This is a genomic window from Parabacteroides merdae ATCC 43184, assembly GCF_025151215.1.
Classification (GTDB): Bacteria; Bacteroidota; Bacteroidia; order Bacteroidales; family Tannerellaceae; genus Parabacteroides; species Parabacteroides merdae.
Map to the genome: position 1 here is coordinate 2,070,118 of NZ_CP102286.1, position 25,919 is coordinate 2,096,036.

Annotated in this window: 15 protein-coding genes; 2 read left to right on the plus strand and 13 right to left on the minus strand. The window is 46.7% G+C overall.

Translation table 11 applies throughout. The features are described 5' to 3' along the window. Positions 1-63: 63 nt before the first annotated feature. From NQ542_RS08615 to NQ542_RS08640, 6 genes are all read right to left on the minus strand, one after another. Positions 64-933: a glycine betaine ABC transporter substrate-binding protein gene (locus NQ542_RS08615; protein ID WP_005636278.1), complete on the minus strand. Its 870-nt coding sequence runs from the start codon at positions 931-933 to the stop codon at positions 64-66. A gap of 23 nt (positions 934-956) precedes the next feature. Then, on the minus strand, positions 957-1,772 hold the full coding sequence (locus tag NQ542_RS08620; protein ID WP_005636276.1) for an ABC transporter permease: 816 nt from the start codon (positions 1,770-1,772) through the stop codon (positions 957-959). Beyond that, positions 1,769-2,995, minus strand: coding sequence for a quaternary amine ABC transporter ATP-binding protein (locus NQ542_RS08625; protein WP_005636274.1), 1,227 nt, complete (start codon positions 2,993-2,995; stop codon positions 1,769-1,771). The genes NQ542_RS08620 and NQ542_RS08625 overlap by 4 nt, the downstream gene beginning before the upstream one ends. A 294-nt stretch (positions 2,996-3,289) precedes the next feature. After that, complete coding sequence (locus NQ542_RS08630) at positions 3,290-4,306, minus strand: metallophosphoesterase (protein ID WP_005636272.1); 1,017 nt, start codon at positions 4,304-4,306, stop codon at positions 3,290-3,292. A 6-nt stretch (positions 4,307-4,312) separates the two neighbouring features. Next, positions 4,313-5,692 carry a hypothetical protein gene (locus tag NQ542_RS08635; protein WP_005636270.1) on the minus strand — a complete coding sequence of 460 codons (1,380 nt, stop codon included), beginning with the start codon at positions 5,690-5,692 and terminating at the stop codon, positions 4,313-4,315. Positions 5,693-5,732: 40 nt separating this feature from the next. Next, complete coding sequence (locus tag NQ542_RS08640; RefSeq protein ID WP_005636268.1) at positions 5,733-8,396, minus strand: TonB-dependent receptor; 2,664 nt, start codon at positions 8,394-8,396, stop codon at positions 5,733-5,735. 191 nt (positions 8,397-8,587) lie between these two features. On the opposite strand from NQ542_RS08640, the gene NQ542_RS08645 reads away from it, so the two are divergent. Next, positions 8,588-9,868: a M64 family metallopeptidase gene (locus NQ542_RS08645; RefSeq protein ID WP_005636265.1), complete on the plus strand. Its 1,281-nt coding sequence runs from the start codon at positions 8,588-8,590 to the stop codon at positions 9,866-9,868. Between the two features lie 214 nt (positions 9,869-10,082). Here NQ542_RS08645 and NQ542_RS08650 read toward each other — a convergent pair whose 3' ends face one another. The 5 genes from NQ542_RS08650 to NQ542_RS08670 all read right to left on the minus strand — a co-directional run bounded on the left by NQ542_RS08650 (position 10,083) and on the right by NQ542_RS08670 (position 20,113). Continuing rightward, on the minus strand, positions 10,083-11,534 hold the full coding sequence (locus NQ542_RS08650) for a TolB family protein (RefSeq protein ID WP_005636263.1): 1,452 nt from the start codon (positions 11,532-11,534) through the stop codon (positions 10,083-10,085). A 3-nt stretch (positions 11,535-11,537) separates the two neighbouring features. Next, a complete protein-coding gene (locus tag NQ542_RS08655) occupies positions 11,538-13,310 on the minus strand; it encodes a DUF6057 family protein (protein ID WP_005636262.1) in 1,773 nt (590 codons plus the stop codon). A 120-nt stretch (positions 13,311-13,430) separates the two neighbouring features. Beyond that, positions 13,431-15,152 carry a RagB/SusD family nutrient uptake outer membrane protein gene (locus tag NQ542_RS08660; RefSeq protein ID WP_005636260.1) on the minus strand — a complete coding sequence of 574 codons (1,722 nt, stop codon included), beginning with the start codon at positions 15,150-15,152 and terminating at the stop codon, positions 13,431-13,433. A gap of 14 nt (positions 15,153-15,166) precedes the next feature. After that, positions 15,167-18,205 (minus strand): SusC/RagA family TonB-linked outer membrane protein, encoded by a 3,039-nt coding sequence (locus NQ542_RS08665; protein WP_005636258.1) that lies wholly within the window; start codon positions 18,203-18,205, stop codon positions 15,167-15,169. A 1,200-nt stretch (positions 18,206-19,405) separates the two neighbouring features. Beyond that, entirely contained in the window at positions 19,406-20,113 is a 708-nt protein-coding gene (locus NQ542_RS08670; RefSeq protein WP_036724582.1) for a pirin family protein, read from the minus strand. A 219-nt stretch (positions 20,114-20,332) separates the two neighbouring features. Here NQ542_RS08670 and NQ542_RS08675 point away from each other — a divergent pair, with 219 nt between their 5' ends. After that, the gene (locus NQ542_RS08675; protein ID WP_005636248.1) at positions 20,333-21,826 is read left to right on the plus strand and encodes an IMP dehydrogenase; all 1,494 of its coding nucleotides are present in this window, start codon (positions 20,333-20,335) and stop codon (positions 21,824-21,826) included. An 85-nt stretch (positions 21,827-21,911) separates the two neighbouring features. Here NQ542_RS08675 and NQ542_RS08680 read toward each other — a convergent pair whose 3' ends face one another. Both NQ542_RS08680 and NQ542_RS08685 read right to left on the minus strand, forming a co-directional pair. Next, positions 21,912-22,859 carry an alkaline phosphatase family protein gene (locus NQ542_RS08680; protein ID WP_005636246.1) on the minus strand — a complete coding sequence of 316 codons (948 nt, stop codon included), beginning with the start codon at positions 22,857-22,859 and terminating at the stop codon, positions 21,912-21,914. Continuing rightward, positions 22,856-25,399 (minus strand): GH116 family glycosyl-hydrolase, encoded by a 2,544-nt coding sequence (locus NQ542_RS08685; protein WP_036724557.1) that lies wholly within the window; start codon positions 25,397-25,399, stop codon positions 22,856-22,858. The genes NQ542_RS08680 and NQ542_RS08685 overlap by 4 nt, the downstream gene beginning before the upstream one ends. Between the last annotated feature and the right edge of the window lie 520 nt (positions 25,400-25,919).

Genomic DNA, 25,919 nt, shown 5'->3' on the forward strand with positions numbered 1-25,919 from the left:
ACAGATTGTCATACACAACAATAAACCTATAACTTTCCGGATATCCTTCATAATTCAATTTTTCTACTTTTCTGCGAATGTAGGAAAAAATTCATTCACTTCCGGATGTTCCGATAACCAAATTTTAGCTCCCTCTTCCTCGTGCATCGGATAAGCCTCCACCAAATCCATCAATTCGCTCAATTGGTCATTATCGAGAGAAAAGTTCCGGAAAAAAGCGGCTGCATACGGATCTTTGTCAGAAAAGCCTTTGGTTGCCATAATCTGAATCTGTTCGGCATCGCCGTACTGTTTTTGCGGATCATCTAGAAATTTAAGGTCGTAGCGGGAGAACATCCAGTGGGGAGTCCAGCCGGTTACCACGATCCACTCTTTGTTCTCAATCGATTTCTGGAGAAATGCGACCATTGTCGCACCGCTCGAAGGTTTTAACGTCAGCTCGACCGGATATTCCCGGATGACACGCTCAGTCTCATTCATCAAGCCGGCCCCGACATCGATACCGATGATCTCGTTACGGAACTTCTCTTTATGCTCATTCAATTCTTCTATGGAACGGATCGTGACATACGAAGGGACTACCAGCCCCATCCTGGCATTTTTATAGGCTACTCCTAACGCTTCCAAGTTATCGCCATATTTCCTTATATAATCGGCATGTGTAGCCGGAAGCCATGCATCCATAAAAACATCGACTTTACCGGCCGCCATCGAGACAAAGACCGGTGCAATATCCGCATTTCGCAGCATCACATCATACCCCTTGCTCTCAAGCATGACTTTCGCCAGATAGCTCATGGCTATGCCTTCCGACCAGTTTACATAACCGATCGAAACCTGTTTCCTGCCATTCGAGGAATCGCTGCAATCAGCGAACATCATCATGAAGGCTACAATAAGGGATAAATTTATAATGATAATCAATCTTCTCATAAATACTTTTCTTTTTATCTGTTTTACTTTCTACGGACAAAGCCCTGTGTAATACGATCCAAAACGATCGCTAGAATCACGACGGCTATGCCGCCTTCAAAACCAAGTCCGATTTTCATTTGTGTGATTCCTTTCAATACGATCTCACCTAATCCGCCAGCCGAGATCATGGCCGCAATCACAACCATAGAGAGAGCCATCATGATTGTCTGGTTCACTCCTGCCATAATGGTAGGTAAAGCCAACGGGAGCTGTACTTTAAAAAGAAGTTGTCCCGAAGTGGCCCCGAACGAACGGGTCGCCTCTACAATATCTTCCGGAACCTGACGGATTCCCAAGTCGGTAAGACGGACAACCGGAGGCATGGCAAATATCACGGTGGCAAAAGCGCCCGGAACAGGTCCCAGTCCGAAAAACAGGACAGCCGGAATCAAATAGACAAAAGCGGGCATCGTCTGCATCAGATCCAAAACCGGACGGATCACCTTAGCCGCCTTATCGTTTCGCCCGGTCCAGATTCCCAGCGGGACACCGAACAACAAGGCGATGATCGTCGACGACAAGACAAGCGCCACAGTCTGCATGGTCTGTACCCAAAACCCCATCCCCCAAATCAAAAGTAAACCGAGCAAGGTCAGGACAGCGGTTCCCTTTCCGGCTTTCCACCAAGCCAAAGCTGCTATTCCCGCAATCATCAGGTAGAACGGGACCCACATCAGTATTCCCTGGAAGCCGTCGATAAAGCCGCCTACGATGTGGTTGATTACATCAAAAAGGCCAGCAAAGTTTTCTGTCAGCCAATTAATGGCCATTTCTATATATTTTCCGATATTTATCATAAATCTATTGCGTTTTGAATGATTTCTTCTATTTCTTTCTGATCTTTTCCGGTCATCTCGATAATGATGGCTGAAGTCGATACGACACCTTTCAAACGGTTATTCTCATCGACCACCGGCAAAGCCTGCTGGACTTTCGGCAAGAGGGGCAACATATCTTCGACTGTCATACTCTCCAATACGGAAGGGACCTCTTTCATGACAATCGAACTGATATCCCGCGCCCCTTCCTTACGCAACCGCAGCACATCTTTCAACCGTATTTCACCAAGAAACTGCTCGTCCGTTCCGATCACGGGCAATGCATACAAACGTTTTTCCCTCATCTTGCGGATTATGGCCTCCGGACCATCTTTGCGGATACGGACAACGATCGGTTGAGTCAGCATGATGGAAGAGGCCGTAACGACACGCCCACGATCCACACTCTCGGTAAAACGGGTGACATAGTCGTTCGCCGGATCGGTCAATATCTCTTCGGGCGTCCCGACCTGTACGACTTCGCCATCCTTCATAATGGCAATACGGTCGCCTAATTTGATGGCCTCGTCCAGATCATGTGTGATAAAGACAATGGTACGTTTCATCTTCTCCTGCAAGTCCAGCAACTCGTCCTGCATCTGTTCGCGGATAAGTGGGTCAAGGGCAGAAAAAGCCTCGTCCATCAACAGGACTTCCGGGTCGTTCGCCAAAGCACGTGCCAATCCGACGCGCTGCTGCATACCTCCGGAGAGTTCGTCCACACGCTGGTTCTCATATCCTTTCAATCCTACAACGGCTATGCTTTCATATGCTTTCTTTTCGCGCTCTTCTTTAGGTACTCCCTGCAATTCAAGCCCGAAAGCTATATTACTCAATACAGTCCGGTGAGGCAACAGGCCAAAATGCTGGAATACCATCGCCATCTCCTTACGGCGTATTTGCAACAGTTCCTTATCCGACAGAGATGTGATGTTCCTACCGCTCAACCATATCTCCCCCATAGAGGGTTCGTTCAGCCGGTTAATGCAACGCACCAACGTCGACTTACCACTACCGGAGAGCCCCATTATCACGAACATCTCTCCTTCCTTTATTTCCAGATTGGCATTACGGACAGCTATGGTACAGCCTGTTTCTTTTAAAATTTCCTGTTTGCTCTTACCTTGCTTAATCATCTTTTTCGCTTTGGCCTTCTCAGGTCCGAAAAGAATCGATAAGTCTTTTATTTCTATTTTCGTCATATTTTAAAAATTATATTTGGTCATGTTTAGAAGTAATTCCCAGGACCGGGCATGTGGTGTCTATTTAATAAACAGGGAAAAACGCGTTTAGTTTAAAAAAGACAATAAGTTCGGTTTTTCACTCGTCTTTATCAGTATAATAAATCACTTATAATCAGACAATAAAACAACAAAATCAAAAGAATCTATCATTCATATTTTCGACCAAAAGGAAATGTCCGGAATCGCCTTGCATATGAAATACAAGGAGATTTCCGGACTAACAAGGAATAAATATGTTCTTTTTCGATGGTATTATCTTGTTCGGCTGTACTCGTACAGTATTTTCCCTTTTCCATTCATCAGATAAAAGGATAACTTACTATCTTCCATGCTGACTACAGTGAACCCGGCTTCCGGATTACAGAACTTCGTACCCTCGACAGTCTTTACCTTACGGGAAAGTGAACCGGATGTATTTACCAGATAGTCAACCTTGCTGTCAGCAGGCTGGATGTGCTGGAAGTTATGAATATGACCACAAAAATACATATCGACACCATATCTGTCCAACAGAGGCTCCAAACGTTTACGCATATCGGCACGTTCACTTTCCTCTTTCGGCGTATCGGCATAGACAGGATGATGGCCGATTACGATCTTCCATTTCTCAGCAGAAGAGGCAAGCGTTTTTTCAATCCATTGAAGCTGCTCTTCCATATCCTGTCTGCCGGCATCGGGATATTTCTCCGTATCTTCACGGTATTTGTCAATCAGAGGCGAAGTATCTATAAATACCAACAAGGCTTTCTCATTTTCACCCGCCTCCACGACTTTTGAGTAATAACGGGAAGGGACGATCCAACGACGGCTTTTCTTGCCGTAATCCAATACCGCTTGCGTATTACCGCGATACTCATGGTTCCCGTTGACGGCAAACCACTCCAGCATCAGCTCAGGATGGCTGTAAACAAGCTCGTAGTTTGTCATCCACAACGGATCGTCGACGCTGGCTACTCCCTCGAAATGATGAGTATCCCCGGCCGCGACAATAAATTCGATGTCTATCTTTTCCGCCAGGTTTCCCATCAACTCGGCAATCGTCTTTTGTTCATAATAACCGTTCCGTCCCAAGTCGCTGACCAGATAAAAATTTTTGCTTTCTTCCGATACGGCCGGAACGTCGAATGCCTCCCCTGCTAAAGCAGGACCGGCAATATCCGTTTCCGAATTCGACGCATCTTTCTGCTTACCGGCAGAAGTGCAGCCCCCAAAAGCGGAGACTGCGAACAAAGCCGATAAGGTCTGTAAATAATTTCTTCTATTCATCATGTTCTTTTATTTTAAACCGAAAGCTCCGAATTGTGCTTTCACCGCCGGCGAATGGTAAATGACACCATTTACGAAAAGCCCGTTTGTCGAAAAGTAGGGAACCAAGTTGGCATCTGTTCCGCTATTAGCGCCTGCCAATACCGGAGAACCGGATTTGACATGGAAATCCCATCCTTCATCATATACATATTCGGTCAAAGCGACTTCGTTAACGGCAAAGTTTTCGAACAGCGGGTCCTTCAAATCATTTTCAGTAGCGATAATGCTATGCACATCCACTACTCCGGAGTTGTAATTCTTATGTTCGTAGTTATAACCGGCCCATGCATAGGCGACACCGCTTTCCTCTTCATATACAATATCACTTTTCTGGCTACCGGAAGCATAAAAATTATAATCGATCACAGACTGGTCGCTATAACCCTCTTCCGGGTCGTTCGGGTTCTTGAAGCTCGGAGTCATGGCACGGAACTTGCAATTTACCATCAAGTTGTTGAAAACATTCGCCAACACATTCTTTTCAGCATATACACAACCACCCTTCTCACCGTCGCGACGCCAACCGGCATTGACGATTGTATTATTGTAGGCCTGAACCTTAGCCTGGCCGCGCGTTTCGCTCTGGCCTGAACTGGACAGTTTCAATCCGTTAGTGTTCGGGCTGAACATGATATTACCGGCGACATCCACCGTACATCCGGCTTTTACATTGACAGCTTCCGCCCCGTCATATCCGTTGGCGGCAAACGTATTGCCAGCTATGATTGCCTGTCCGCCCATCAAATAAATACCGTCAGACCAGCCATTACGAAGAACAGAATTAGTGATGACATATTTCCCCTTGATATTGTTAGTCGTGATCTGCGGATAAGCGTCGTCACCGGCCGTATATACACCGTTGGCCGCAGCCGGAGAACCTTCCACCACCTGGCCACCCGTATATTCGATAACGGTATGGTCGATCAACATTTCCTCGCAACTGTTCGAAGCGACGATACCACCCCATAAGCCGGCAAACGTATTCTCTTTCGTGCGATTTTCCTCAGCTACGGAGAAAAGGACCGGATTTTCAGCTGTTCCCTTACAGTAAAGATTGCCGTCTACCGTAAATTCAACAGGGACATGGTTGGCTCCGACACCTTTGTCATCAAAGATAACCTGCACACCTTCCTCTATTGTCAGGGATTTACCGGCCGGTACTGTGATATGGCCTGATACCAATATGATGGAATTGGCTTTCCAAGTCCCCTCGACATCCCCCTCCACAGTCTCCGTATCTTCATTTCCACCCTGATTATTATCCGGATTAACAGGATCATCGTCACCACAAGCAGCCAAAGTCATGACCATCATGGCTGCACTCACTAATAATGCATTGAATTTCATAAAATAAATGCTTAATGTAAATATTAATATAATTGCTATGTTAAAGTTTATACCGGATGCCGAGCATAAATGACTGACCGTGCCATTCTTTCCGTTCGATCACATTCCCATTATGCCGGTCTGAATCCACACTCTCCGTACGCGGTCCTTTCTGAATGTAGCGCAAGAGCGGGATATCCAACAGGTTGGAGGCCTTGCCAAAGATACTGATGCCGTTCTTGAAACTTTTTTCTATCGAAGCATCCAGCTGGGCGTAGCCGTCCTCCCATATATCATCTTCATACCAGTTCGAAATGTCGCTCAGACGTTTTCCCGTATAGCTGGCAGACACCTGGCCCTCCCAGCCGTGCCTGGTCTCTTTGAAAAGCAGGGAGAGATTTGCCACATGGGCCGCCTGTCCGAACAGTGGACGGGACTGGCGCACCGACTTCACTTCCGATCCTTCCATGATACGCTTGTCTGTCGTGACCTTCGAATGTGTATAGGTATAGTTTGCCTTAATACCGAACCAGTTGAAGTATTTCATCACATCGACTTCCATCCCCAGATTCTTGGCGTCACCGAAGTTCATCGGTTTATAATAGGTATCCTGGCCTTCGTTCAACAACCCGTATTCGATCGGGTCCTGGATATTCTTATAGAACAGGCCGACCATAAACTGCTCGGAAGACTTTGGAAAAAATTCATAACGTAAATCGATATTGTCGGCAACCGTATGCTTCAAGTCCGGATTTCCCTTTTCCTTATAATCTTCATTAATGATGCTGTAAGGCACGATCTCGAAAAAGCTCGGACGATTGATGGCACGCGCATACGAGAAACGCAGGTTGGCATTTCGATGGATACCGTATTTGGCATGGAAACTCGGCAATACATCCGTATAGTCCTGGTTTCCTTCCGGATCAACATCACGGGGAAATTTCAGTACATATCCCTGATTCGTATGCTCGACACGCACCCCGGCGATCAATTCCCATTCCTTCAAGGTATACTTCACCATTCCATATCCGGCACCGATCTTTTCCGTTGCATCGTAATTCAGAGGGTCCCCTATGTTGCCATAAGGACGGGGGACGAATTGTATCTCGTCAAAATTAAACCAGTCCTTATTGATATATTGCGGATTCTTGGAACCGGTAGCCGAGTTGAACGTATATTCATTAAAGAAACTGTCACGCTTCTTATCCCGGTACATACCTCCGGCCGAGAAATCCAGGATCGCCCCGCCATCCAATTTCAACTTATATGCCAGATCGACATATCCGGCTTTGTCCTTATCCGAGTTATGTTCCCAACGACGTTTGGCCGCATCCGTAGTAGACACATGGGAACCCAACAGATATATTTCCGCATTATCGGGCGTTTCGCTGAATGCTTTGGACAAGACAGCCGACCAGTTCAACCGCAACGCTCCGCCAGACAGAAACAAATGTTCGCCTTTTAAGGTCGAATTGATGATATACTGGTGGTTCCAACGCATACGGACAGCCCGTTCCTTTTCATCTTCCCCCTCGCGCACTTCGGCTTCGCTCATATCCATATAACCGTTATACCAAGTCAGCTTATGGTTGTCGTTCAAGGAGTAATCCAGTTTGGCATGCACACCGATACGTGTCTGTTCCGATGAATAATTACGGTATTCTATCCCGTTATGGCTCGTTCCCGGTTGATAATAGAGCCGACTTTCCTTTCCCCGGCTGGTACTCAGAAAACTCCCCGCCAACATGACGCCCAATTTATCATCAAAAAAGCGGTCGCCATACGAAAGTCCGGCAGTCAGGTCCGGCAGCGGTTTCTTCCATTTCATCCGTAGGTTCGAAGTCGTAAAGTCTTCCATCGTCACTTTGTAATCTTCCGGTTTCCCCAACGCTTCGTAAGGAGATTTCTTTACGATACCGCCCCGGTTGAACGATTGGAAGTCACGACCGAAATACATCGCGTTATAACCGGTAGACAAGTTGGCCGTAAATTGGCGTTCGGAAGGAGCATCTTTCATGATCAGATTGACAGCGCCACCAATGCCGTCTCCCTCCATATTCGCCGTCAAGGATTTGGTCACCTCCAGACGGTCCAGCATCTCGGAGGGGAAGATATCAAGCGGCACAAAGCGGTTCTTATTATCGGGACTCGGAATCTTCACACCGTTCACCAACGTATAGTTATACCGTTTGTCCATACCCCGTAAAATGGCATACTGACCTTCTCCGCTACTGTTACGCTCGACCGTCACGCCGGACATACGCTGGATCACATTGGCAACCGTAATATCCGGTGACAGCTCGATCGCTTTCGCACTCATGACGTTGACCACATTCATCGCCTGCTTCTCAATCCCGCGGGCACCGGCTTCGGTACGTCCCGGATTGGCGGCTATGATCGTGACACCTTCCAGGTTCATGGCCGAAGGCTTCATGTTAAACAGTACATCCCGGCCGGACAGCGTGTTTACGTTCTGTTCCTGTGTCTCATAGCTGATATAACTGCAAACCAACGTGATGTTTTTTCCTTCCGGCACATCTTTCAGGACGAATGTCCCGTCCAGCCCGGCTGTCGTTCCCATCGCCGGATTTTCTTTCACATACACAGCAGCACCGATCAGTTCTTCGCCGGTCTGCGCATCCTTAACCCAACCTTTAACTGTCGCAGCGGTCAGATAAGCAGCCGGAGTCAAAGTCAAAAATAAAACGAGTAGTAATTGCTTCATTATTTGTTTTTCTTTTCCGCCGCAAAAGTAGAAGGTGCGGATAACAGCAACACTTCATTCTTTTTACAATTACGTTACAGGCAGAAAACAGAAGGAACAAAAAAGCTACATATTTAAACGATATCGACCGGTTAATCTACAAAAAGTCTTATATTTGCGAGTAAGAATTACACATAATAACGCATACTAATATGAAAACAAAGATTTCACTTTTACTTCTTGCCATTCTATGCAACTTCTCCGTATTTGCCCAGAGTGACTTCGACAAATATTTCGAAAAGAAAAGTCTCCGGGTGGATTTTGCCTTGAGCGGTAATCTAAAGTCACAATCGGCTGCTATCCAGGGGTTGCGTGAAGAACCGGTATGGGGAGGTCCGGTCAAGAACCTGATCGATAAGTTCAATTACGGAGGTTATTATATTAATGTCTATGACAAAGCTACGAATAAGCTGATTTACTCACGCGGCTTCAATACGTTGTTCGAAGAATGGCGCTCGACAGAACAGGCTAAGACAGAAACACAATCGTGGACAAACAGCGCTTCCGTTCCTTTCCCGAAAGTACCTATCTATGTCGAGATCACGGCACGCGACAAGGCCGACATGCAATTCCATCCGTTGCTGAAACAAGAGGTCGATCCCAAAAGTATCTTCATCGACCGGGGAAAACTGAAAGCCAATAAAGTGCATCAGATACAGAAAAGCGGCGATTCGACAGAAAAAGTGGACCTTGTTTTTATTGCTGAAGGATACACGGCGGATGAACAGGAGAAATTCGTAGCAGATGCAAACAGGTTTACAGAAGCCTTGTTCGCGACTCCTCCTTTCACGACACGTCGAAACGACTTCAACGTATGGGCTGTCTGCCTGGTATCGGAAGAATCGGGCACGGATGTTTCGGGTAAAGGTATCTTCAAGAACACTGCCCTCAATTCCGGTTATTATACATTCGGTGTAGACCGTTATCTGACAACACCGGATATGAAATCGATCCGCGATGCCGTCTGGAACGTTCCATGTGATGCAATATTCCTGCTGATAAACACAGATATGTACGGCGGTGGCGGCATGTACAACTTCTATGCCTGCGGGACAGCCGACAACCCACGGACACCTGTCGTCTTTACACATGAGTTCGGACATAGCTTCGCCGGCCTGGCAGACGAATATTTTTCTTCGGAAGTCGCCTACCAGGATTTCTATAACCTGAAATACGAACCGTGGGAACCGAATATCACAACTTTAGTCGATTTCGGCAGCAAATGGAAAGACTTATTGCCCGCAGACACTCCTATTCCTACCCCACTCGATGCCGGACATAAGGACAAAGCCGGCGTGTTCGAAGGAGGCGGTTACCTGTCGAAAGGCATTTATCGCCCGATGGATCACTGTATGATGCGCGACTACGCCCCATTCTGCCCGGCTTGCTCACGAGCCATTCTTCAGATGGTCGATTTCTTGACAGACAAGTAATAAAATCTATAGGCGCCCAGCAAACCGTAACCCATAGCTTTACAGAGGCTAAAGCTATGGGTTACGGATGCCAAAGCATAGCTTTATGGTGGTCTTTTCTCGTGTCGAATGTCTTTTCGAACGGGAGTGTTGAAAAACGCCATGATTGATTATCTGTCATCTTTCACCGAGGAGACGAAGTGTCTGCTACGGGAAAATTCATTATAAGATATAATTATTTTAACCGTACCGCTTCCCCATATTTGCTAATATCGATCAATTTATAAGTATCGACCTTGATTTTACCGCGAATGAGTTCGGGAATATTGAAAGAGAAGAGAGAACGTTCATAATAGTCCATCTCTTTCTGAGGCAACAGGAAAGGTTTGCCGGGAACACCATTTGCACCCAGATAACAAATGTAAGGCCGTGTATACAGCCCGTCATTCCGACGGCTACTGAAAACGAACCACCGGCTGTTGCTGCTCCAGGAATGATAGCTTTCGACATCGTTGCTGTTCACTTGGAGAAGGGAATCTGTTTTACCTGTCAACATGTCCAATAGTCGCAAATCCGCATCCTTGTGCCAGATCGAGAAGTTGCCATAGTCCGAAACCGTGTACATCAGAAAACGGCCATCGGGAGATACTCTCGGCAGCTTCGCGCTCCGTCCTTCCTCATTAGCGTTGTAAAGCGTATCTATCGTCTGGCCGAAACTCCGTTTTTCCGGATCGAAAGCTATGCTTTGCAGGTTGTAACGGATTTCCCGATATGACTCAGGCATCCGGCACGCCGGTGCAGAACAGAAATACAACCGTCTGCCATCCGGAGAGAATGCCGGAAAAGTCTCCATATTCTCCTCCGAAGATAAATGGGGAGCTGTTACGATTTCATGTTTCTCCACATCATAGACCACGACATCCGATCGATTGTCGAACACTTCCACCCGGTTCGCATCCGAAAGGTGAAAATCCTGTTTCGTATCATTCGTCGAGAATGCAACATATCGCCCGGACGGATGCCAGGCGGGATAGACCAAAGCGGAAATAGTCCGTTCGGTCTTCGTATCCAGCTTCTCGATATCACCATCCGTCAGTATGTAGGTCCCGGCATGTAGCGCACGTTGGTGGAAAAGCATCCGATCCGGATTCTGCATACAGAAGGAATGGCAGTTCATACAATTATTATTCGTCTGCTTATTGTCGAGAAAGGTTTCTTCCGTAAAATCCTCCAGGCAACGCTGGTAAATCCCCATCCTGTTCCACATCCGGTAGCCTGGTGCGATACGGCGATAGACCAAATAGGGATCGATTTTATCTTTGATTACTTGAATGGAAAAAGGAGGATATCGAAACCATCTGTTATCTTTGCATATATAGATCCCGACCGTAAGGTTCCCTCCAACCGATGCGTCCAACAGCCGACGCCACTTCTTCTCCGGGATTTGGAAAGAACCGTTATCCGAATTCACCCGTATTTGCTGATCTTTGCCGGAGAATAGGGCGATTGCTTCGCAAGGTTCTTTCAGTTTGAAGTTCAGCGGAGCGATATTACAAGGGACCGCGACCCCTTTATAATCGGGAAAGATTTCTATTTCACCTTCCGTTTCCTCCGCATCGGGCAATCCACCATTGCAAGAGAAAAAGAAAACCGTACAAAGCCACAACAGAGAATATAAATACTTCATAGACTATCCATTCAAATTCTTACAATAATAATAAAACCAAAAAGTGTCTCCATATTGCCGGTAAAGCCAAGGCAGCCCGTCTGCGCCATTTTTGATCTTCAGAATATCTTTCTGGAATTGTTTATAGCGCTGCACTATCTCAGGCCGGATGGAAACCCAGTCAAGGACAGAAAGGTCCTCAGTCGCCAAAACCAATGCCGCCTCCTGAAAATGAACAGGAAGGGACTGTCCCGGCAAAAATCTACCGGCATGGGACAGGAATATCTTGAACTTCTCCATTTCCTTTGCCAGCAGATAGGAACAACCTAAATATTCCCATGCAACCCGGTTTACGCCTGGTTCCGAAAGATGTCCAAACCAAAGGCTGTCGATGCCGGTCAGGCAAAGCAAATTGTCCGGCTGAAAGACCGGTATTGTCTTTACGGCAAGCTCTCCATCCTGCCCGATCTTTTCGGGATGACGAATATAACCGGCATATTTTTCCGCCCAACGCCGATATCCCGGCAACCGGCCGAGTATACCCAGATACTTATCCGCCAAAGCAAAATCTCCCCGTATCAAGCTAATCTTGACCAACCGTTGAAGCAAGCGGGGACTTCCTCCTCGCTTGGCAAGTGTCAATCCTTCCATCGCATATCCTTCCGAAAGGCTGATATCCCCGATCATATAATGGATATCACTCAACAGGCAACTCATATAATAAGTCCGGTCCCAAGAAGCCAAAAGGCTTTGCGGTCCTTTCTGGTCATAACGGAACAACCGATCGCCCAAAAGGCCTTTTTGAGCCAATGCCATATTCAAATAGTTTAGGCTGACATAATCCGTCTCCTCCTTCTCCGGATGTTCACGGATAATCGTGTCCCAGTCATTCCTTTGCTCCCAAACGGACAACTCGTTCATCCGGTTGTTCCGGACTTCATACGGTCCGGGCAGACAAAATGCGGAAAAGCAAAACAGGACGACCAACAAGCTTCCCGCAACAAATACTTTCACCGAACGCTTTCCTTTGGGAAGAACCTTCATCGTATAAGCCGTTGCAAACAGAATCAGAAGCAAGACGACAAAACGGATCCAGATAAAATAGACATAAGAATCCGGCTGCAACTGGGACTCCTGATACCTTTCCGAATAAATCCCGTCTGTCAACGGAATACCGATAGCCAAACGAATACCGATATAAGCCAACAACACCCCAGCCAAAAACACAGCAAGCGAACCAGACCATTTCCTCCTTCGGCACAAAAGACTCATGCAAACCACGACCAGACCGTAAAGTGCCGCCAACTGGCCAGTCAAACCATAGATAAGAAACACACTCACCACACCATAAAACAACTGCACCTTCATTCTCCGTATACGGATAAAAACATAAGAGAATAGCAGAAGCAGGATCAGCCCGACCGTCCCGTCCAACACGTAAAAAGAGCTCGTATGGGCCTTCAGCAATCCTAAAACAGGAAACAAGGCAAGCAACAAATTATATCCGCGCGGTGCGATTTCCTGCAAAAGCAGATAACACAAGAAACCGGCCACACATAAGAAAATACTGTTAACACACAAGACAAACAGGGAAGCAGTATAATATTGAACCAAAGCCTGCCCGACCACCGTACAAAAGCCACCGGGGACAGACAGCATATCCCGGATAACCACCCATTCGGGAATAAACAACTGCACCTCTTCCTGCCGTTGGAACGTGGAAGTCCCGAACGACCAAAAGAAAAACCAAAGTCCGATAAATACGAACAGCCAAAATACAAGCGTCCTCCCAGTCATAATCCCATCGTTTTCGTTAAAAGGAAATGAAACAAAAGAAGAGAGGAAGTCGCCTTTTGACGACTGTTCCTCTCTCCCCCGGTCTAAAGAGTAAAATTATACCTTATAGTCTTTCACATTCTACTTACTGCCGTAACCCGGGTTCTGTTCCAGCAGGTTATTAGCACCGATCAGACTGTAATGGATCGGGAAACGATTCAGGTTCGGATTGTTCGTCGCCTTATGATCCCACCAGTCTTCCGTCACATAGGCATCCCAACGGATCAAGTCCGTACGGCGGCGCCCTTCGGCCAAGAATTCCAATTGCCATTCGTCCAGCATACGGTATTTGTCCAGATTAGCAGCCGTTACAGGATCGGGATCGACTCCGTCTTCGAAATAACGCTTGCGGACTGTATTGATCAGATCGGCAGCCCCCTGTTTGTCACCGGCACGCATCTTGCATTCGGCCAGCATATAATAGATCTCGGCCAAACGGATCACAGGTACGTCCGGATCGCCTTTCCGCTTGAACTCTTCCTGAGTCGGACGCGGACTGCGTTTCGTCACACGTACCCCGGAGTTTTCTTCTGCCGTCGCAACCGTCGAAGGTAACGAAGCCACATCCGGATAAAGCGGATCTTTTCCTACCTTGGCAAAATGAGCGATCTGGTCGACAACCGTGATCACCTCTCCGGCATACTCGCGCGTACCTGTGCAAACCCATTCCGGATTCAACGGATTCACCAATTCACCCACAATAAACATACCGCGATATTTGCCATTGCCTTCATATACATAAGGTTGCTTACGGATATCCTTATCATTGAACTTCGCATACGCTCCACCCAGCTTATATGGATAACGCTTACCCGTAGGATCGAGACTCGGCACCAGTCCGAGAGCATTGTCCGAACCGGAACCTTCCAGTCCACCCAGATAGTTCTTATAGTTGTAAGGAACCATCATGCCCCAATACATGGCATCCGTCTCGGTCTTTGCATTCTGGCTGGGTACGGACCAGATCAGCTCAGGACAACGTTCGTTGTCAAATCCGAATATGTTCGTCCAATCCGTTTCCAATGCATACTGTCCGTACTTACCGTCGATAATGTCCTGGCAGATCTGGGCGGCTTCGGTAAACATCTCCTTGCCGATATAAGACTTGGCATTGAAATACAAACGAGCCTGCAAAGCTGCACCGGCTGCACGATGGATCGAACCGGTTTCCATCCCTCCCAGCTCTTCCTTGATCGGAAGATTCGGAACGGCTATTTTCAATAAGGAATCGATGAAGTTAAATGTCTCGACATCCGTCGAACGTCCTTTCACTTCGCTCTGTGTCGTCGTGTACAAAGGCACCCCTCCGAAGAAGTCCAAACCGTCCAAATAGAAAGAAGCAGCCAACGTACGTTGCTGGTTCAACATGGATTCGCGCGTACCCTCTTCAAAGCCCAATGCATCGAAATCGACATTTTCCAAATCTTCCAATGCATCCCAAGCCAAAGCGACTCCCATCGCAAAGTTGGTCCAGCCCGTCTCGACACGCGTCATGTCTTCCGTATACTCATGATGATGGAATTTCTGATAGACGGCCCCGTCATACCAGTCGCTACCACGCGTAGGCAGACAGAACTCATCCGTCCCCAGTTCCTGCAACAACCAACGCGGACTGTCGTGGGCAATGTACCAGCGCCAGTGAGTAAACGGACGGTTGAAACGTTGCCATACGGCATCTTGTGAGCTATAAAAAGTCTCCGGGACCACCTGCGAATAAAAATCAGGTTCGACACTACAGGAAGTAGTGCATAGCAGGCAGATCACTCCGGATAAAAACAATTGGAATATATTTTTCTTTTTCATCTTACAATCTTGTATTAGAAGTTAAACTGCATACCTAATGTCCAAGTACGGACGACCGGATAGAAATCGCTCCAGAACTTTTCCGTTCCTTTATCCCAGCCCGTGATATCCACCTCCGGGTTCATGCCGCTATAGCCGGTGATCGTGCAAACGTTACCCACCGTACCGTAAATACGAATCCGGTCGATCAGGTTGTTCGTGTACTTCTTCATCGGAAGCGTATAACCCAGCGTGATCGCATCGATTTTCAGGAATGTACCGTCTTCCAGGAAATAGTCGCAAATCTGCTTTTCGCCCTTGATGTGGTTGAACTTGCCGTAAGCGTCTTTCAAAACATTCAGGTTGCCCTGTCCCTGGATGCCGTAATACATATTGATCGTATTATACACGTCGAAATCGATCCAGCTACGCAGGTTGATGCCTAAATCGAAGTTCTTATAAGTCAAGGTATGGCTCCACCCGATAATCAGTTTCGGAGTATAGTTGCCTATATACTGTTTGTCGTTCTCCGTTTTCTGTGCAGCCGGGATCACCTCGCCGTCCTTGTTATACAGCAAGAAACTGCCCTCGTCATCGAACCCTGCGAACTTCCACATATAGAAAGAACCGATTGTCGAACCGGCTTCCATACGGGCTGCATCGCCCGGAGTTCCCGGAGCCACGAAACCATTACCGTTATGATAGGAGTTGTCACCCTCCAACGTCAGGATCTTTCCGGTATTATGGCTCAGGTTCATGCTGGAAGACCAAGTAAAGTCTTTTGTACGAATAATGTCGCCACCGACTTCGAACTCCCAACCTTTACTTTCCATACTACCGATATTCTGCATCTGGCTGCCCTGCGTATAAGGTGGCTGCGGGACCTTCACACTGAACAGAAGGTTATCCACCTCACGCCGATAGTAGTCGAACTTGCCATACAAGCGTCCTTCAAAGAAAGAGTAATCGACACCCAAGTTCCACTCCTTCTTTTCTTCCCATCCCAAATTAGGATTGACATTTTGCGATTTACCGTATGAGTACGCCCATGTTCCGTTCGGCATCATCCAGTTCGTGTCCGAGCCTAACATATTGGCCATATAAGTCGCACTAAAGTCATTATTACCGGTCACACCGTAACCGAAACGGATCTTCAAGTCGTCCAGCCAGTCAAAGTCTTTCATGAACTCTTCGTTCGAGATACGCCATCCTGCCGTTGCAGACCAGAAGTTCGCCCAACGGTTGTCGGCCGCAAACTTGGAAGAGCCCTCATGCCGGATAGATGCGGAAAGCATATATTTATCCTGGTAGGAATAATTGGCACGGGCAAAGAAAGAGAACAGACGTTCCGTAACCGATTTGCCGGAGCTCATGCCGGCCTTGCCATCCGTCAGGTAGCTGCCTTGCCCTATATCCCAGTACTTGATGCCATCGACCGAGAAATTATAGTTGTCCATACCGAAGTTTTCTCCGTTGACTTCAAAATAAGAATAACCGGCTGTTGCATTCAGATTATGTCCTCCTTTAAAGTCTTTTACATAAGAGAAATATCCTTCTGAAGTCAGGTTTTCCGTCTTGCTGAAAGCCAGGTGGGCATGCCCCTTACGCGAATTGTCAATCTCGCTTCGGTGTGTGCTGGGCCAATATTGGTGCAATTCCCATTGACGGTTTTCATACCCGACAACCTGCTGGTAATTCAAACCCGGAATAGGCTTGATATTCAACTTCAGGTTTACTTCCGGCTTGAACCATTTATCCAATCCGTAGTAATCTTCCAGCATGGCATCCGCAACGACGTTATAGTCCAACGATTCGTTGATCCATACGTTATAGCCTGTTTCGCTATCCGGATCGTACGGCGAGCGGGTCGGGTTGTTACGCATGGCTTGCTGGAAATTCGGATAGTGGTTGTTACGGGCAGCCTGGCGATAATCCACGGCCGGACGGACTTCCAGCCAATCATCGAACAACTTGAAAGATGCGTTCACACGTCCGCCATAATCCTGACGTTCGTCCTGCAACGCGATACCCTGGTTCTTTTCATAGAAGAAAGAAGTATAAACCTGTGCCTTTTCCGTACCCATTTCCAATGCAAGATGGTGTTTTTGGGAGAAGTTGCCCTTATTAATCAACTCATCCCACCAGTTTGTATCGGAACCGTAATCCGTACCGATATTATGTTCGGCATATTCACGGCCGGACAACATTTCGGGAGCATTGTAGTTTTGTTTTTTCGTAAACTCGTTGCTGTACGTGAGTCTCACTTTCCCGTTCGTATCCGAGCCGCTCTTGGTCGTAATCAGGATCACACCAGCGGCTGCACGTGTTCCGTAGATAGCACCGGCAGAAGCATCTTTCAACACATCGATAGACTTGATATCATCCTGCGTCAACGAACGGATATCGCCACCAGGAAAACCATCGATCACGATAAGAGGAGCTTTTCCTGAATTGATGGAAGTCATACCGCGAAGCTGGAATGTCGTACCGGAATTGGCACTTCCCAAGTTGTTCATCACCAAACCGCCGATCTTGCCTTGCAAGGACGCCGAGATATCCGCCCCGCTCACACCGACCATCAGGTCATCGGCCTTCAACGAGGTGATGGCGCTGGTCACCTGCTTCTTGTCCAAAGAACCATAGCCGATCACCACAACTTCTTCCAATGCTTTGGCATCTTCAACCAGCTTCACATGGATGGTTGCCTGGTTGCTGACCTTCACTTCCTGGGTTGTATAACCGATAAAGGAAATCACTAAAGTCGAGTTGTTGGGAACATTCTGCAAAACGACCTTTCCGTCCATATCCGAGATATTTCCGTTCGTAGTTCCTTTCACAACAACATTAGCTCCCGCTACCGGTCCCATTTCATCCTGAACCATAATTGTCACGGTCTTTCCTACTTGATCAGGCACTGCATTCTCTATCCGATCCGAGGTTAACAATTCAACATTCTCACCAGCCGCAAATACTCCTGTCGTCAGACAAAAGAGCAGTCCGCAAGTGACTTTCGATACTCGAGATATTGAACCTTTCCTTCTTAGAGGATGGCCACAATTCTGTTTTTGTTGCATTTTCTGTATTATTATAAAAAGGTTAATAATAAATCGATCTAAGCCTGAGGCTTATCACACTCTAAACAAGACTTAAAGTCTTTCTGTCAGTTTTCTCTATTCCTATCTCATAGGCCTATATATTTAAGTTGTCCATATAAACTATTTTTAATTAATACAGGCAGTTAAAATGACTATAGTCTTAATAGAACTACGGTATTTGTTTTCGGATTTTATGATATGGTTTGAATATTAACAGAAGTGGATATAGGTCTTACTTTTCATCCCCTCAAACGAAGTTTTTCAAATAAATAAGTATATCTGCAGTAGTACATTATAAGCAGTTTGAGAACTTTCCAATGTCTCTTCCTTTGAAACTTTTTGGAAATCAATCTTTTTATTTGGATATTTTTGTTTAATTTTACGCCCAACAGAATGGTATTGTTAAAACATATCCGAGGTAAGAGTTTGGTAATGTGTTTTTAATGAATTTTCAATCACAATACACGGTAGGTTTGTAAAAATACCGTAGTTCTATTAAGACTGTAGTTCTTTTCTTTCCAACAAGAAGTTTCTCCGATTGATTTTTTATAAAGGGATGAAAAGGCTTTTCTGTACTTCTGCCAGCACAAGTATTCTGATAAATCAAAATAACACCCCGTCTCTATCTTACCGGACATTTTATTACCGATCAAACAATTAGGCTGACACTTCAATATAGCAAGTCCGCCCTTACAGACTCTCCCGCAAGGTAAATCAAGCTACATTTGCATGTATTCCCTGCTCCATAGGCATATGTTCCAGGTTTCATAAGCATGTATTCGAGCATACATAGGCACATACAGACAGAAAGATAAGGACCTTTTACAACAAAAGTGCCGACCTTCATGCAAGAAAGTCGGCACTTTTATAAGATCCGGTCCCCTATTTTGAGAAAAAACATTGCCGGAAACGTTCTATTTTGTCTGGAAGCATTTGCCGGACGGATAGTTCCGGATAATCATTTTGCCTGCTATCCTCGACTATTTCTATCACGGCCGGCAGACATAAGCTGATCGGCATCCTTTCAGCAGACAAAAAGATTCATATGACTCCATTCCGGTGGCAGAACGGAAATCCTTATCTCCGCGAGAATACGATAAACACAGCCGTTCGATCCTTATCCCGGCTACAGCCAATAGAAACCGGAGCCTGTTTGACGTTTTGTCATTTTGACAAAGATCATTCCATCGGAACTTCCATCAAAAGTACGGTCGCATGTTTCAATACCTCTATGGCAATGCTGTCGGTGTCCCAGAAACCGGCGCCGTCACGTTTGGAAAGGACTGTGTTGGCAACCTCCACTTCGCCTTCGATCACGAACAGGTAAACGCCGTTCTTCTTGCCATGCAGTTTGTATTCCTTCACCAGTCCCGCATCCAACGTACCCATCGAGAACCAGGCATCCTGGTTGATGGAAGCCGGGGCGGAGCCGTCCGGCGCAATCATCACTCCCAACTCATTCTTCTTCAGAACGGGGCGGATATCATAGCTCTTATAATGAGGTGCTGTATTCTCCTCACGCGGGAACACCCAGATCTGGAGGAAATCCAGCTGCTCTTCACCGCTATCATTGAACTCGCTATGGAAAATCCCCGTACCTGCACTCATCACCTGGATATCGCCCGGAGTAATCACTTCGCTGTTCCGGATACTGTCGCCGTGACGCAAATATCCTTTCAACGGAATAGAGATGACTTCCATATTCTTATGTGGATGTGTATCGAAGCCCTCTCCCGGAGCGACAGAGTCGTCATTCAGGACCCGAAGCATGCCAAAATGTACTCGCTTCGGGTTGTAGTAATTGGCAAAACTAAAAGTGTGATGGGTCTTCAGCCATCCATGATTTGCATACCCGCGAGTATTGGCTTTATCCACTACTGTTTTCATAAATAATCCTCCTTTGTTAATTTCATCCATATAACACTCCGGATTATGGAAAAGTTGCTGATACGGGCTGGCACCGATGTCCGGATATTCTTGACTTCCCCATACACGAAAGAGAGAAAATAGGCAAAAACATAATTTTCTTTAGTCTCGACAATACATGATACAAGAGAATTGAGTACTTTTGTACCCTAATAAAATCATCCCGTAAATATAAACACTATGGCAGTTTACTTAAACGATGTATCAAGAACATTCGGCGAATACTTGCTTATTCCAGGTTTAACAACCAAACAATGTGTGCCAACCAACGTTTCGCTGAAAACTCCGCTTGTGAAACACAAAGTGGGCGAAAAGCCTGCGATCGAACTAAACATTCCTTTTGTTTCAGCGATCATGCAATCCGTGTCCGGTCCCAAGTTGGCCATCGAACTGGCCCGCAACGGAGGACTGTCTTTCATCTTCGGTTCACAACCTATCGACAGCCAAGCCGAAATGGTCCGGAAAGTAAAGAAGTTCAAAGCCGGTTTTGTAATCAGCGACTCCAATCTGACGCCCGAAAATACGTTGGCAGATGTAATCGCTCTGGTACAGCGCACCGAACACTCTACGATCGGTGTGACGGACGACGGTACTCCTAACGGTAAATTGCTGGGTATGGTGACCAGTCGCGACTATCGTGCCGAAAAGGATTCTCCCGACAAGAAGGTGAAAGAATTCATGACTCCGTTCTCCAAACTGATCGTCGGCGAACTGGGCATGACATTGAGTGAAGCCAACCAGATCATCTGGGATCACAAACTGAACACGTTGCCGATCATCGACAAGGAACAGAACTTGCAATATTTCGTCTTCCGCAAAGACTACGACAGCCACCGCGACAATCCGAAAGAGTTGTCCGGCAGCGATAAGAAACTGCTCGTAGGCGCGGGGATCAACACACGCGACTATATGGAACGTGTTCCTGCGCTGGTTGAAGCGGGTGTCGATGTATTGTGTATCGACTCGTCCGATGGCTATTCCGAATGGCAGCAGGCAACACTGCAATGGATCAAGAAAAACTATGGTGACAAGGTGCTGGTCGGTGCCGGTAATGTTGTCGACAAGGAAGGTTTCGACTACCTGGTCGAAGCCGGAGCCGATTTCATCAAGGTGGGTATCGGTGGCGGTTCCATCTGTATCACCCGTGAACAGAAGGGTATCGGCCGCGGACAGGCTACCGCATTGATCGACGTGGCACAGGCACGCGACGAATATATGAAAAAGACTGGTATCTATGTGCCCATTTGCAGCGACGGCGGTCTGGTGCATGACTATCACATGGTTCTTGCTTTGGCGATGGGTGCGGACTTCCTGATGATGGGACGTTATTTCGCCCGCTTCGACGAATCTCCGACAAAGAAGATGAAGATCGGTAACAATTTCGTAAAGGAATACTGGGGCGAAGGTTCGAACCGCGCCAAGAACTGGCAGCGTTACGACATGGGCGGCAGCGAAGCACTTAAGTTCGAAGAAGGTGTCGACAGCTATGTTCCCTATGCCGGTAAGATGAAAGACAACCTCAACCTCACACTGGGCAAAATAATCGCCACGATGTGCAGCTGCGGAGCTATCACCATTCCCGATTTGCAGAAGAACGCCAAAATCACATTGGTTTCCTCAACCAGTATCGTGGAAGGCGGAGCGCATGACGTGATCTTGAAGGAACAGAACTAAAAAACAGACTATTTATTCATAAAAAAGAGAGTATCCGGTTTTTCCAGATACTCTCTTTTTATTTAGGCTTACTTACGAATACTGTTTACTTGAATATAGAACTTAATACCTCCCCTGTCCAAGGTAAAGGTTTCTCCACATCAAACAAACGGAGGATCGTAGCTGCCGTATTCACGGTATTATTGGGTTCCGTGATCTTGAACCCTTTGCGTATTCCGGGACCGGTGATCCCCCAGGGAACAATCATCTCATTCGTACTGACTCCGCCATGTCCGTATTCAATACCTCCGTGATCCGTCAGGAACATAAAATGAGTGTCTTTATACAAGCCGTCCCGTTTCATCTTTTCAAGAAATTTCCCGATCTCGACATCCGCTTCTTCAATAGACTTGATATATTCCGGAGACATCCATTTATGTTTATGCCCGGCATGATCGGTATGCACGGAATAAAGGAATACCAAAGTGGGATTACCTTCATTAGCCTTCAGAAAAGAAAATGCCTTTTCATAATTCGGGACATAAGCATCCTGTTCCAAATAGCTGACTTCATCCAAATACTTCTTGTTATACGGATAGAACAGATTTATCCAGTTATAATAAAAAGCCGTCTTCATCTGCGGAACTGCATCCTTAAGGATTTTAAATACCGATGGATAATAACCATCACTGTCCGTATGGATGGCAGGCAGCTTGAATTTGGATATTTCCCAACTGTTGTCAACAACTCCATGCTGTTCCGGACCACTTCCCGTCAAATGGCTTGTCCAATTGGGCAAAGTCACCGAAGGCATAACCACCCGCGTATCAAGCGAAAGGGAACCATCAGCCAGCAAGGCTTCCAAATTCGGAGTTCTTGCTTTCAGAAATCCTTCCACACAGATACCATCGAGAGATATCAGGACTACACGCTTGGCTTTCGCTTTGCCAACCCCATCCGTCATAGCAGCAGCAGAAACGGGAAGAGATGCCGAACCTAAAGCCAACGCACCTGCAAGCCCTTGCTTGAAAAATGTTCTTCTTGAATTTTTCATGATAATTTTATTATACGATTTTCCCCTGAAGCAAGTCTGAAATTCTTCAACCGCTTCTCTTTATCTCCAATAACCAACTTGTCCAACTGTAAAGAACCTTTCAGGACTTCGATCGTAGCAGTATCATCTGTAACGGTACAAGTACCCCAGGCATAACCGTTGCTCCAGAAATAACATCCCGGCCGATCCGTGAAATGCATCCGTCGATCCACTCCTGAATATTGGAAATCGCTCAACGCGATTACTGCCGCCCAACTTGCCATCGAACGGGCATAGTGATGTCCGCACTCCGCCTCACTGAACGGATTCCGCTTCGCCCCGTCATGACGATCACGAATCGCACGGATGCAAGTCAAGGCCTCCTTTTCCATACCTTCGTATATCATGCCGACAGCGGCACAATATTCGAAACCGGTCATCACTTCGGCAAAGTAAGGGAAAGGGACTTCCAGACGTCCTTTCGGCCAGGAGGCCATCAGCAGGCCGGACTCATCTCCCATCACATACGAACGCATATTATTAAAGTGACGGCTGAAATCCTTCACATAATTATATTTCATGATACTTCCCAATGTCGTACGGATATGCTCCTTATCTCCCAGATATCCCAAACCGCATATATGGGCCATATACTGTCCGACCAGCTGATCGACCAGGCAACCTTTTCCCAATTGAAACGGCGGAACCTTCACGTCCGGATTCCGCATATCCAGATATTCAAATGTTTCGGGATCGGTTATCTTATGTTCATAATATTCCCCGTTAAACAGATTGGCATCCATCCAGGTGCTTCCCTGCCGGAATAAAGTATTGCATTTTTTGGCAAACGTCTTATCCTTCATGGCTAAAGCCATTTTCTCAGCCGCCTTTAAGGCTCCCATATACCAGAAGCCCATTTGAGGATTCGGGCCGAAATAGTTCACATCCATCGTGTTATGCTGCAAACCTTCCATGACGCCGTCCTGATTGCCATCCCAACCTTTGTCGGTCCAGGCATAAGCAAGCACTTTCTTGACTTGCCCCCAATTCTTTTGCAGGAACTCATCGTCTCCCGACAACTGCCAATCCCGGTAAATCTTCATGACACATCCCATCTGGCCGTCCGCCGCAGCCGAATTTCCTTTCGCTGCTTCCGATAAAGGCAAGGAAGCCCGGAAATTCATCAGCCCATTTTCTTTCGTCACATAGTTGAATTCCACATCACGCATCGTCTTTGCCAATTCACCGAAAAGAAACGGTGTCGCCACCTCGTAGTTCCAAACATGCGTGCAGCTGCCGGCACAAGAACCGAAACGATCCATCACGCCTTCCCATCCCATCAAATGTCCGCTAGGTAAACGAAAGACCGTTTGCGAACGCAATGTTGCCAGATTAAACAAAGCAGCCTCTTTGACAACATCAGGATAAGTCGATTTCAGGAAGGCATGCACAAAAGAGAGCGTCTGCCTTTCCATTTCCGGAATCTGAGGTACGATTGCCTCGGCCGCTTCCCAGGCATCCGGGAACCGAGTGCTGTAATAGTTCCCGACAATTGTTTCCGACCAAGCTTTCCGGTTCGGGAAATTCCAAGTCAGGTAGAAAGTAAACGTTTCCGTACTGCCAGGTCCAACTGTCTTCTTTACCGCCAGCGAAGCCATCGGGTCTTCATCCTCCTGTCTGTCCCGCTCCGTCAGTTCGCCATCAGCACTAAAATCATCCCAAAAGTTAAGAATACCATTATTCCAATTATCCGCCCGCGAAGAAGTCCGGTAGGTGACCCCTTCTACTGCCTGAGTGGTCAAGGCCACCGTTCCATAAGCCGGATCATTCTTATCTACCCCGTCCGAATATAGGTAGAGGCCTTGCAAGCCGTTCTTTTTACGAAACTGGTTTTTATTGTCTTTCGCGCCTGTCGGAATGTAATCTCCTTTCCAGTCCGTCCTGAACTTACTGCCGTCCTTCCCGATAAAATTGCGCATCGAACCACAAACGGCTACCTCCAAAGGACGGTCGGTCGTATTTGTCACCTCATAAGCCAACACGGCAATCGGCATGCCACTGGCATCTGCGTCTCCCGGTACCAACGGATTGAATCCTTTGACCGTCACTTTCACCGGTAACTGCCGGTCGGAAAGATGCACTTGTCCGAACGGATAAGCCGCCTCGAAAGTAGCATCGGCAAAACGCGGCATACCGTGATGGTTCACCGGCCGCCCCTCATAATGCAAATACTCCTGCGGATATAAAGGACCTGCAAGCAGGGTAGTCATAGCCTCTCCCGTCTGCGGTTTTGCATAAATTGCAAAGAAAGGTGCATTATTGCCGGTCGTCACCGTACTATATTTCTTACCAGGAACATTCATAATCTCCCAATCCCGCAACTCTCCCCGGCCTCCCAAAGAGACCGTTCCGGTCCCGATTCCTCCCAAAGGCAATGCCACCTGGTAAAGATGCTCCCGGTCATATTGTTTCAGAACCGGCCATGTTTGCGGCTTCCATTCTTGGGAAAAGACGGCTCCAGAAACTAACATACAAATCGTTAATAGCTTTAATCTATTCATAACTCCAAAATTAGTTCAAGGCATACAATGCTCAAAGGGCTAATATACTTAAATATTATCCATTTCGGCCTTTTTGAAAGAAAAAGATATCCGATATACCCATATTTGCTTCGGAGAGTTATAATCTTGAAAGGTTCAAAACTTTGCCATAAAAAAGAGGATAAGCTATGTTAGCAAAACAAACAACAACCCTTATTGGGACGTTTTACTGTTTGGATTGAAAACCCAAGCAATCCGTGTCTGACATTTTTCTCTTTTATACCCGAATTAATAAGCAACCAGCAAAACGAGCACAGCAGGAAATCGAAAAACAAAATCCCTTTATGCTCAAAAAACAGAATATCCTAACATTGTGGAAAAGCTGAACTCCCGGAGAATTGCCTATAGTAAACGAATGTGTTTTGTTGTTAACGAAACAATGTTATACAATAACTCCCTTCCCAGATCAGGATAAGAAGGGAATTATAACCCGGATTTTGCATCAATTGCATTAGGATGGCTAACCTTATGCATTAGCCAT

Bases quoted from the DNA above. Each gene is read 5' to 3' on its own strand.
- NQ542_RS08615 (WP_005636278.1), bottom strand. From the start codon at position 933: ATGAGAAGATTGATTATCATTATAAATTTATCCCTTATTGTAGCCTTC.
- NQ542_RS08620 (WP_005636276.1), bottom strand. From the start codon at position 1,772: ATGATAAATATCGGAAAATATATAGAAATGGCCATTAATTGGCTGACA.
- NQ542_RS08625 (WP_005636274.1), bottom strand. From the start codon at position 2,995: ATGACGAAAATAGAAATAAAAGACTTATCGATTCTTTTCGGACCTGAG.
- NQ542_RS08630 (WP_005636272.1), bottom strand. From the start codon at position 4,306: ATGATGAATAGAAGAAATTATTTACAGACCTTATCGGCTTTGTTCGCA.
- NQ542_RS08635 (WP_005636270.1), bottom strand. From the start codon at position 5,692: ATGAAATTCAATGCATTATTAGTGAGTGCAGCCATGATGGTCATGACT.
- NQ542_RS08640 (WP_005636268.1), bottom strand. From the start codon at position 8,396: ATGAAGCAATTACTACTCGTTTTATTTTTGACTTTGACTCCGGCTGCT.
- NQ542_RS08645 (WP_005636265.1), top strand. From the start codon at position 8,588: ATGAAAACAAAGATTTCACTTTTACTTCTTGCCATTCTATGCAACTTC.
- NQ542_RS08650 (WP_005636263.1), bottom strand. From the start codon at position 11,534: ATGAAGTATTTATATTCTCTGTTGTGGCTTTGTACGGTTTTCTTTTTC.
- NQ542_RS08655 (WP_005636262.1), bottom strand. From the start codon at position 13,310: ATGACTGGGAGGACGCTTGTATTTTGGCTGTTCGTATTTATCGGACTT.
- NQ542_RS08660 (WP_005636260.1), bottom strand. From the start codon at position 15,152: ATGAAAAAGAAAAATATATTCCAATTGTTTTTATCCGGAGTGATCTGC.
- NQ542_RS08665 (WP_005636258.1), bottom strand. From the start codon at position 18,205: ATGCAACAAAAACAGAATTGTGGCCATCCTCTAAGAAGGAAAGGTTCA.
- NQ542_RS08670 (WP_036724582.1), bottom strand. From the start codon at position 20,113: ATGAAAACAGTAGTGGATAAAGCCAATACTCGCGGGTATGCAAATCAT.
- NQ542_RS08675 (WP_005636248.1), top strand. From the start codon at position 20,333: ATGGCAGTTTACTTAAACGATGTATCAAGAACATTCGGCGAATACTTG.
- NQ542_RS08680 (WP_005636246.1), bottom strand. From the start codon at position 22,859: ATGAAAAATTCAAGAAGAACATTTTTCAAGCAAGGGCTTGCAGGTGCG.
- NQ542_RS08685 (WP_036724557.1), bottom strand. From the start codon at position 25,399: ATGAATAGATTAAAGCTATTAACGATTTGTATGTTAGTTTCTGGAGCC.